The 9,395-nt window shown below is 70.3% G+C and carries 8 protein-coding genes and 2 pseudogenes; 7 read left to right on the top strand and 3 right to left on the bottom strand.

Annotated features, from left to right (window positions below; genetic code table 11):
- Positions 1-98: 98 nt before the first annotated feature.
- Positions 99-1,976 (top strand): hypothetical protein, encoded by a 1,878-nt coding sequence (locus tag I8N67_RS17205; RefSeq protein ID WP_200303971.1) that lies wholly within the window; start codon positions 99-101, stop codon positions 1,974-1,976.
- A 3-nt stretch (positions 1,977-1,979) separates the two neighbouring features.
- Here the strand turns inward: I8N67_RS17205 and I8N67_RS17210 are convergent.
- Positions 1,980-2,606, bottom strand: a pseudogene (locus tag I8N67_RS17210) (zinc-binding dehydrogenase); the annotation flags it as partial.
- Between I8N67_RS17210 and I8N67_RS17215 the strand changes: the two are divergent.
- Positions 2,532-2,699, top strand: a pseudogene (locus tag I8N67_RS17215) (ArsR/SmtB family transcription factor); the annotation flags it as partial. The pseudogenes I8N67_RS17210 and I8N67_RS17215 overlap by 75 nt on opposite strands.
- Positions 2,700-2,758: 59 nt before the next feature.
- On the opposite strand, the gene I8N67_RS17220 reads toward I8N67_RS17215, so the two are convergent.
- Complete coding sequence (locus tag I8N67_RS17220) at positions 2,759-3,205, bottom strand: PLD nuclease N-terminal domain-containing protein (RefSeq protein WP_200303972.1); 447 nt, start codon at positions 3,203-3,205, stop codon at positions 2,759-2,761.
- Positions 3,206-3,322: 117 nt separating this feature from the next.
- Here I8N67_RS17220 and I8N67_RS17225 point away from each other — a divergent pair, with 117 nt between their 5' ends.
- Complete coding sequence (locus tag I8N67_RS17225; RefSeq protein WP_200303973.1) at positions 3,323-4,780, top strand: menaquinone biosynthesis decarboxylase; 1,458 nt, start codon at positions 3,323-3,325, stop codon at positions 4,778-4,780.
- Positions 4,777-5,679 carry a menaquinone biosynthesis prenyltransferase MqnP gene (mqnP, locus tag I8N67_RS17230; protein ID WP_200303974.1) on the top strand — a complete coding sequence of 301 codons (903 nt, stop codon included), beginning with the start codon at positions 4,777-4,779 and terminating at the stop codon, positions 5,677-5,679. The genes I8N67_RS17225 and mqnP overlap by 4 nt, the downstream gene beginning before the upstream one ends.
- Positions 5,680-6,037: 358 nt before the next feature.
- On the opposite strand, the gene I8N67_RS17235 is transcribed toward mqnP, so the two are convergent.
- On the bottom strand, positions 6,038-6,643 hold the full coding sequence (locus I8N67_RS17235) for a rhomboid family intramembrane serine protease (RefSeq protein WP_200303975.1): 606 nt from the start codon (positions 6,641-6,643) through the stop codon (positions 6,038-6,040).
- Between the two features lie 91 nt (positions 6,644-6,734).
- On the opposite strand from I8N67_RS17235, the gene I8N67_RS17240 reads away from it, so the two are divergent.
- The 3 genes from I8N67_RS17240 to mqnE all read left to right on the top strand — a co-directional run bounded on the left by I8N67_RS17240 (position 6,735) and on the right by mqnE (position 9,172).
- Positions 6,735-7,427: a UbiX family flavin prenyltransferase gene (locus I8N67_RS17240; protein ID WP_200303976.1), complete on the top strand. Its 693-nt coding sequence runs from the start codon at positions 6,735-6,737 to the stop codon at positions 7,425-7,427.
- 68 nt (positions 7,428-7,495) lie between these two features.
- Positions 7,496-7,951 (top strand): Lrp/AsnC family transcriptional regulator, encoded by a 456-nt coding sequence (locus I8N67_RS17245; RefSeq protein ID WP_200303977.1) that lies wholly within the window; start codon positions 7,496-7,498, stop codon positions 7,949-7,951.
- A 57-nt stretch (positions 7,952-8,008) separates the two neighbouring features.
- Complete coding sequence (gene mqnE, locus I8N67_RS17250) at positions 8,009-9,172, top strand: aminofutalosine synthase MqnE (protein ID WP_200304003.1); 1,164 nt, start codon at positions 8,009-8,011, stop codon at positions 9,170-9,172.
- Positions 9,173-9,395: the final 223 nt, after the last annotated feature.

The following is a 9,395-nucleotide window of genomic DNA, read 5'->3' on the forward strand; positions in this document are numbered from 1 at the left end:
GAGCTGACGAGATCAGCGTCGCGGCCGGACCGCTCTCGGCTCAATTTGTCCAGGAGATCCCGCGTACAAGTCCGGACAAGTACGGGGCTGTCAGCGCGTTGAACCGACAAACCAGTGACGAGGGAACGGGCGGTGGAGCGGGCAAGGGCCGCAAGACCCGCCCCTGGGCAGAGCTGCGGGGCCCTTCCGCCGAGGCCGACGAGCTCGCGGTACTGCTGCGAACATGGCTGGACGACGCCGGGCTGCGACTGGACGATTTGCGGGGCAAGTTGACGCCCGAGCACTTCAAGGGCAAGACCGTCCCGGCGCGGACCACGGTCGCCGACCGCCTGGCCGGGGTGAACCTGGGCTGGGACTTCGTCGAGGCGGTCGCCGACGTCTGCTCCAGGGACCGGGCCCACCGGGAGCGGCTCACGAAGGGGGCGCGTCCGCTGTTCGAGGCGGCCGACCGGGTCAAGCGGACCGGGACCGCGCCCCGGACCCGTACGAGAACCACGGCCTCCTCCCGGGCCGCCACCGACGCCGCGATGGCGGCCCAACTGATCGGTACCCAGCGGCAGTCACTGGAACTGTCCAACGAACTGCTCAGGGCGGTGCAGCGCAACGCCGAGTTGGAGAAGGCGCGCAACGACGCGAACCACATGGTGCTGATCCTCCTCACGCTCGTCGACAAACTGCAACGGGACATCAACACCCTGACCGCGCAACGGGCCCGAGAGGGGGCCGTCCGTACCCCTGGACGGGACGCCCTCGACGAGGCGCACAGGATGCTGCACGACAACCTGCGCGACAAACTGCGGCACAGCGAGGCGCAACGCACCCAGGCCGAGACCGAACTGGCGCGTGCCCGCGCCGAACGGGAGAAGACGGACCGGCTGGCGGAACAATCGGCCGAACAGGTGCACAGACTCACCGAGGAACTCGCGCTGCTGCGTCGCGTCCACGCGCATCCCGCCGCCGAGGACGACGCGCCGGAGACGGCCGTGGCCGAGGTGTCGACGGCCGCACCGGACATCGAGGCGGACGACATCGACCTCGCCCTGATGAAGGCCGCGCGATTCCTGGACAACCGCGCCGAGCGCCTGGAACAGCTCCAGGAGGAACTGCGGGACGAGCCGGACGGCTTGTCCGGGCCGGACAACCCGATGACCAGCGAGGCCGGTTCGGACGACTCGGCGGACAACTCGGCCGCCGAAGCGGACAACAGCCCGGACAACAGCCCGGACGAGTGTCTGGACGACGGCCCGGACAACAGCCCGGACGACGGCTCCGCATTCCTCCTTCCGGGCACCCCCTGGTACGACCCGGAGGCCGAGACGACCGACTTCCTCCAGGCGATCCACTCGCTGCGCCAAGCGGGAGATTCCGTCAGAGCCAGCCATCTTCTGTTCCGGGCCGGTGCGGACGGTTCCGAGGAGTTCATCGTCCGACTTCTGCGCCGCCTCTGGATGGACGACGTACACGTGGTCGTCGCGGGCATCGGGGCCGAGCGCTGGATCGAGCCCTTCCGCAGGCTGGTGGGGCGGCTGCGCGCGGCCGGTCTGTCGGCGATGGCCGCCATGGCGCTGATGGAGGCGGGCCGGCTGCGCGGCGTCGATCTGCTGCCGTCTCTGCTGGCGCCGCTGCCGACGGGCTCCGCGGACTCCGTCCTGATGCTCAGGGGCGTGGGCCTCAGGCCGAAGGAGCAGGTCGAAGCCGTCATGCAGGAGCTGGAGTGGACCGGACAGCAGCGGGAGGCGCACTTCCTGAGCGTCACCGTCGCCGGAATCCTCCGCGGCTCGGGACGCGCCTCCTGGTTCGGCAGCGCGCCGAGCCCACGGACCCCACCGCCGTACGAGCCCGAGCCCCCTCGTACGACTCCCGTACTCACCACCCGTGTTCGCATCAACATCCCGGGCTCCCGGCCCCAACCACCCATGGTGTTGCGCACGCCGCTGCCCCCCGCCGAGAACGACGGCCCGGCTCGGGGCGCGTGATTCCTACGCCTCGGCGTGCCGAATCCCGTCGCCGCCCACCCGCAGCAGCAGCTTGCCCACGCTCTTCCGGGTCCCCATCAGCCGGTGTGCCTCCGCCGCCTGGGCGAGGGGGAACTCCGCGGTCACCGGGAGCGACACCACGCCGTCGGCCACCGTGGCGAAGGCGCGCTCGGCGAGGGCCCGCAGCTCGGTGGGGGCCGACTGGGCGAGGGCGAGGATCGAGAAGCCGGAGACGGTGAGGCCGAGGGCGTACAGGTCGGGCCGGCCGACGGTCCACGGCCGCTCCCCGCCCGCGTTGCCGAAGGAGACGAGGCGGCCGAAGGGGGCGAGGGAGGCGAGGCCGGCGCGGAGGGTGTCGCCGCCGACGGGGTCGAGGACCAGGTCGGCGCCACGGCCGCCGGTCGCGGCGCGCACCTCGTCCGTGAAGAACCCGGTGGCGGAGCCGCCGACGAAGACCTCGTCGTAGCCGTGCTCCAGCGCGTGCTTCGCCTTGGCCGCGTCCGACACCACCCCGTACACCGCCGCCGCGCCCGCCGCCTTCGCCAGCTGCCCCACGACGTGCCGGTCGGCAAGGCCGCCCTCAGCCACCACTTCTCCGTCCTGCGGGGCGCCGGGCTCGTCGAGCAGCGCGACGAGGGCGCCAAGCGCGTCAACCGGCTGCGGCGCGAGGAGTTCGAGGCACGCTTCCCGGGGCTGCTCGCCCTTGTCCTGCGCGACGGCTGAGGCGGACGGAGCCCTCGGTCCTGCGTGACGGCTGAGGCGGACGAGTCCTCGTCCTCCTGTTACTCCTTGCCGTCCTTCTTCCCGTCCCCTTCGTTCTTCCTGTCCCCCTTATTGCCCATATTCCCCTTGTTCCCCTTCTCCTCCTCCTGCCGCTTCAGCTCCTCCTCGCGGCGGCGAAGGTCGGCCTCCCAGCTCTTGAGCAGGGACTCGTCCTTCTTGTTGTCCTCGTTGAGGGACTTCAGGAACTCGGGGTTGTCGTCCGGGGCGATGTACTCCGTGCGCTGGTTGCGGTGCCACTCGGAGGGGGTGCGGCCGCCCGTGGGGGCGTTGCGCACCTTGCCGGCGGCGAGCCAGGCGACCGGGCCGACGATCCAGAAGAGCAGGATGATGAAGACCCAGGCGATCTTCGGCAGGTGCTTCGCCTCGTCCTCGGGGGTGTTGAGGCAGTCGATGAACGCGTAGATCGTCAGCGCCAGCGGCACGAGGAACATCAACACCCTGAGCATGGAACAGCCCCCTGGAAGCGGTGGCGGGGCCGGGCGACCGGCCCCCGGAACGACGGCGGGGCCGTGCGCCGGGCCCCGTGACGGGGTCAGGGTAGCCCCTCGGGGATACTTGACCCCATGGCTTACGACGATCTTCGCTCCCTGCTCCGCGCACTGGAGCGCGAGGGCGATCTCAAGCGCATCAAGGCCGAAGTCGACCCGTATCTGGAGGTCGGGGAGATCGTCGACCGGGTCAACAAGGCCGGCGGCCCCGCCCTGCTCTTCGAGAACGTGAAGGGCACCGCGATGCCCCTCGCGATGAACGTCTTCGGCACCGACCGCCGCCTCCTCAAAGCCCTCGGCCTCAAGTCGTACGCCGAGATCAGCGAGAAGATCGGCGGCCTGCTCAAGCCCGAGCTGCCGCACGGCTTCGTGGGCGTGCGCGAGGCCTTCGGCAAGCTGGGCGCGATGGCGCACGTCCCGCCGAAGAAGGTGAAGGCGGACAACGCCCCCGTACAGGAGGTGGTCCTCCAGGGCGACGACGTGGACCTGGACCAGCTGCCGGCGTTGTTCACCTGGCCCAAGGACGGCGGCTCCTTCTTCAACCTCGGCCTGACCCACACCAGGCACCCCGAGACCGGCGTACGCAACCTCGGCCTCTACCGCCTCCAGCGCCACGACCAGCGCACCATCGGCATGCACTGGCAGATCCACAAGGACAGCCGCAACCACTACCAGGTGGCCGCCAAGCGCGGCGAGCGACTCCCGGTCGCCATCGCCTTCGGCTGCCCGCCCGCCGTGACCTACGCCTCCACCGCTCCGCTCCCCGGTGACATCGACGAGTACCTGTTCGCCGGGTTCGTCGCGGGCAAGCGGATCGAGATGGTCGACTGCAAGACGGTGCCGCTGCAGGTGCCGGCGAACGCCGAGGTCGTGATCGAGGGCTGGCTGGAGCCCGGCGAGATGCTCCCCGAGGGCCCCTTCGGCGACCACACCGGCTTCTACACCCCGCAGGAACCCTTCCCCGCGCTGAAGATCGACTGCGTGACGATGCGGAAGCGGCCGCTGCTCCAGTCGATCGTGGTGGGCAGGCCCCCGACGGAGGACGGCCCGCTCGGCCGAGCGACGGAACGCTTCTTCCTCCCGCTCCTCAAGATCATCGTCCCGGACATCGTGGACTACCACCTCCCCGAGGCGGGCGGCTTCCACAACTGCGCGATCATCTCGATCGAAAAGAAGTACCCGAAGCACGCGCAGAAGGTCATGCACGCGATCTGGGGCGCCCACATGATGTCCCTGACCAAGCTGATCGTCGTCGTCGACGCCGACTGCGACGTCCACGACCTCCACGAGGTCGCCTGGCGCGCCCTCGGCAACACGGACTACGCCCGCGACCTCTCGTTGGTCGAGGGCCCGGTCGACCACCTCGACCATGCCTCCTACCAGCAGTTCTGGGGCGGCAAGGCCGGCATCGACGCCACGAAGAAGTGGATCGAGGAGGGCTACACACGGGACGGGGGCTGGCCGGACATGGTCGAGTCGGACCCGGACACGGCGGCCCTGGTGGACAGCCGCTGGAAGGAGTACGGCCTGTGAGCAGCGCTTCCGCGGCCCTCCCTCAGCCGGGCCGCACGAAAGCCTTCCTCCGTCTGGTGATGATCGAGCACTCGGTCTTCGCGCTGCCCTTCGCGTACATCGCCGCGCTGACCGCCATGTTCCAGCTGGACGGGAACATCCACTGGGCCCGCCTCCTCCTGGTCACCATCTGCATGGTCGGCCTGCGCACCTTCGCGATGGCGGTCAACAGGATCATCGACCGCGAGATCGACGCCCGTAACCCGCGCACCGCGCAACGCGAGCTGGTGACGGGCGCGATGTCGGTGAAGCACGCCTGGACGGGCGCCCTGATCGCGCTCGTCGTCTTCCTGGGCGCGGCGGCCCTGCTGAACCCCCTCTGCCTGGCCCTGGCCCCCATCGCCGTGATCCCGATGGTCGTCTACCCCTACGGCAAACGCTTCACGAACTACCCCCAGTCCATCCTGGGCCTCGCCCAGGCCATGGGCCCGGTCGGCGGCTGGCTCGCGATCACGGGGGAGTGGTCCTGGGACGCGGTGATCCTCGGCCTCGCCGTCGGCATCTGGATCGGCGGCTTCGACCTCATCTACGCCTGCCAGGACGTCGACTCCGACCGCGAATCCGGCGTCCTCTCCGTCCCCGCCCGCTTCGGCATCCCGGCGGCGGTCCGGTCGGCGCGCGTCTGCCACTTCCTCACCACCGCGCTCTTCGTCTGGTACGCCCTGGCGACGGACGCGGGCGCCTTCCTCTGGCTGGGCCTGCTGATCGTCGCGGGCGCGTTCGTGTACGAACACACGATCGTCCGCCCGCACGACCTCTCCCGCCTGAACAGGGCGTTCTTCAGCGTCAACGGCTTCATCGGCATCGCGTTGTTCGTGTGCGCGCTGCTGGATCTGCTGGTGCGGGGGTTGAGCGTCTAGTACGTCCGGTTCGTTGCCGGGTGCGGGTTCGGTGGGGGATGGTCGCGCAGTTCCCCGCGCCCCTTGAGGGCGTGGGGCGTGCCCCGGGGTTTTTGAGGGGCGCGGGGAACTGCGCGAGCAGCCATGAACGGCCCGCGCTCGCCGACGTACCGACGTCCCCCGAACCGGCGGCGTCCGGGCGGAGGCTGACGAGTTTCGTTGCCGGGTGCGGGTTCGGTGGGGGATGGTCGCGCAGTTCCCCGCGCCCCTTGAGGGCGTGGGGCGTGCCCCGGGGTTTTTGAGGGGCGCGGGGAACTGCGCGAGCAACCATGAACGGCCCGCGCTCGCCGACGTACCGACGTCCCCCGAACCGGCGGCGTCAGACGTCGCGGCGTCGGAACAAGAAGGCCGCCACCACGCCCGTCACCAAGCCGATCAGGTGCCCCTGCCAGCTGATCCCCGTCTGGGTGGGGGCGAGGCCCCCGAGGATCGAGCCGCCCCACACCGCCGCGATCAGGACGCCCACCGCGACACCGGCGAGGCGGCGCTCCACGAAGCCGCTGACGACGAGGAAGCCGAAGAGGCCGAAGATCAGGCCGGAGGCGCCCGCCGTATTGCTGTTGTCCGGGGATATCAGCCACACCCCCAGCCCGTCCGCGACGATGATCAGCGCGCAGACGGCGGCGAAGCGGCGCAGCCCGCCGAGGGCGGAGAGGAAGCCGAGGACGAGCAACGGCACGCTGTTCGCGGCGACATGGGCGAAGCCGAAGTGCAGGAAGGCGGCGGGCACGATGTCGAGCAGCTCGGGAACCGAACGCGGCATGATGCCGAAGTCGTCCAGCGCGTGGCCGCTCGCCACGTCGATCACTTCGAGCAGCCACAGCAGGGCCACCCAGCCCACCATCAGCTTGGCGGCGGCCTTCGCGCGGTCCCCGCGCGACCACTCCCGCTGCGGACTCAGCGTCCCACGCACTCCACCTGGCATGTCGAACCCCCGACTCAACTCGTCCCCTCAAGGAAACGGCCGTGCCCCCTTGGCCGGTTCCCGTCCCGCGGCGCCGGATAGGCTCGGGGTCGTGAACCCAGTCAAGCCAGGAGAGACGCCGCGTACGCCTTGGATCGTAGGGGTGTCCGGCGCATCCGGCACCCCATACGCCGCGGCTGTGCTGCGCGCGCTCCTCGCCGCCGGCGAGAGCGTCGACCTCGTGGTGTCCCGGGCCGCACGGCTCACCCTGCTCGACGAGACGGGAATCTCCTTCCGGGACGCGCACTGGCGTGACGACCTGCGGGAATGGCTGTCCCGCGGCGCCGACGGCAAGCCGCACACCTTCCCGGTGGACATCGAGAGCGACCGCGTACGGCACTGGAGCGCCGGCGACCTGGCCGCCGGACCGTCCTCGGGCTCGTACCCCGTCAAGGGGATGCTGATCGTCCCCGCGTCGACGGCGTGCGTGGCCGGTGTCGCGCTCGGGCTGTCGAAGGACCTGCTCCAGCGGGCGGCGAGCGTGACCCTCAAGGAGCGGCGGCGCCTCGTCGTCGCCGTACGCGAGACGCCGTTGAACGGGCAGACCCTGCGCCATCTGGTGACCCTGGACGACGCGGGCGCGACCGTACTGCCCGCCTCCCCGGCCTTCTACGCGGGGGCCACGCACATCCAGGACCTGGTGGACTTCGTCGCCGGACGAGTGCTGGACGCGGCGGGCGTCCCGCACACCCTGTACCGGCGCTGGGAGGGTGACGTCGGCGGGGCGCGCTCCTCCCACCGGTGACTCCCACCACTCCGTACCACCTTCATCTCACCCACAACGCAACTCTTCAGCGGAAGGCAACCGATCGCATGGACGCGGTGGACAGGCAGCTCATCCAGGCCCTGAGGGAGAACGGCCGGGCCTCCTACGCGGAGCTGGGACGCCTCGTCGGCCTGTCGGGACCCAGTGTCACCGACCGCATCAACCGGCTGGAGGCGGCCGGAGTCATCATCGGCTATCGGGCCACCGTCGACGCGACCTCCCTCGGCCTCGGCGTGACCGCGCTCATCGGCATCTCCCTCTCCGACGCCGCCGACCATGACGACGTGGCGACCCGGCTGCGGGACCTGGGCGAGATCGAGGACTGCTGGTTCATCGCGGGCGACGACTCGTTCATGCTCAAGGTGCGCGCCCCCGACGTCGACGGTCTGGAGAAGACCATCCGCCGGCTCTCCGGCACGAAGGGCGTCTCCCGGACCCGTACGACCATCGTGCTCTCCACGAAGTGGGAGAACCGGGTGGGTGAGCTGCCGGAGGAGGAGTAGAGCGCTGGGCGTACGGTTGGGAAGGTCCACCGGGAGTCGGAGAAAAGGATGAGCAGCATGGATGTCGGGCTCAAGCGCGAGCTGGAGGAGAAGGTCAGGTCCGGTGAGCGGCTGACCCGGGAGGACGGCATCGCGCTGTACGAGTCGGACGACCTGGCCTGGCTGGGCGGGTTGGCGCACGAGGTGCGGACGCGGAAGAACGGCGACGTCGTCCACTTCAACGTCAACCGCCACCTCAACATGACCAACGTGTGCACGGCCTCCTGCGCGTACTGCTCCTTCCAGCGCAAGCCGGGGGAGAAGGACGCGTACACGATGCGCATCGAGGAGGCCGTCCGGCTCGCCAAGGCGATGGAGGGCGACAGCCTCACCGAGCTGCACATCGTCAACGGCCTGCACCCGAACCTGCCGTGGCGGTACTACCCGCGCTCCCTCAAGGAGTTGAAGGCCGCCCTTCCGGACGTGTCGTTGAAGGCCTTCACGGCCACGGAGATCCACCACTTCGAGACGATCAGCGGCCTGTCGGCGTCCGAGATCCTCGACGAGCTCATCGACGCGGGTCTGGAGTCGCTGACGGGCGGCGGGGCGGAGATCTTCGACTGGGAGGTCCGGCAGCACATCGTCGACCACCGCACCCACTGGGAGGACTGGTCGCGGATCCACCGTCTGGCGCACGAGAAGGGTCTCAAGACCCCCTGCACCATGCTCTACGGCCACATCGAGGAGCCCCGGCACCGCGTCGACCACGTCCTGCGCCTGCGTGAGCTCCAGGACGAGACGAACGGCTTCCAGGTCTTCATCCCCCTGCGCTACCAGCACGACTTCGTCGACGTGAAGGACGGCAAGGTCCGTAACCGGCTGCAGGCCCGCACCCAGATGGCGACCGGCGCCGAGGCGCTGAAGACCTTCGCGGTGTCGCGGCTGTTGTTCGACAACGTCCCCCACGTCAAGGTCTTCTGGGTCATGCACGGCGTCCAGACCGCGCAGCTGGCCCTCCAGCACGGCGCCGACGACATGGACGGCTCGGTGGTCGAGTACAAGATCACCCACGACGCGGACAACTACGGCACGCCGAACAAGCTGACCCGCGAGGACCTGCTCGACCTGATCCGCGACGCGGGCTTCCGCCCGGTGGAGCGGAACACGCGGTACGAGGTGATCCGGGAGTACGAGGGTCCGGACGCGGGGCGTCGGGAGTCGCCGCAGCCGATGCGAGTCTGACTCCGCGGCCGGGCGCCTGACAGCTCGGAGGGCGGGGGTGCGTCGGCGGGTGCGGGTGGTTCGTGGTTGCTCGCGCAGTTCCCCGCGCCCCTAAATACCCCCGGGCGCGCCCCATGCCCTTAAGGGGCGCGGGGAACTGCGCGACCAGCCCCCACCCACCCCCCCCCCCCCCCCCCCCCCCCCCCCCCCCCCCCCCCCCCCCCCCCCCCCCCCCCCCCGGGGG

Origin of the sequence: Streptomyces adelaidensis (assembly GCF_016598475.1) — a bacterium.
Classification (GTDB): Bacteria; Actinomycetota; Actinomycetes; order Streptomycetales; family Streptomycetaceae; genus Streptomyces; species Streptomyces adelaidensis.

Coding starts and splice junctions, on each gene's coding strand:
- I8N67_RS17220 (WP_200303972.1), bottom strand. CDS start 3,205: ATGCTCAGGGTGTTGATGTTCCTCGTGCCGCTGGCGCTGACGATCTAC.
- I8N67_RS17225 (WP_200303973.1), top strand. CDS start 3,323: ATGGCTTACGACGATCTTCGCTCCCTGCTCCGCGCACTGGAGCGCGAG.
- I8N67_RS17235 (WP_200303975.1), bottom strand. CDS start 6,643: ATGCCAGGTGGAGTGCGTGGGACGCTGAGTCCGCAGCGGGAGTGGTCG.
- I8N67_RS17245 (WP_200303977.1), top strand. CDS start 7,496: ATGGACGCGGTGGACAGGCAGCTCATCCAGGCCCTGAGGGAGAACGGC.
- mqnE (WP_200304003.1), top strand. CDS start 8,009: ATGGATGTCGGGCTCAAGCGCGAGCTGGAGGAGAAGGTCAGGTCCGGT.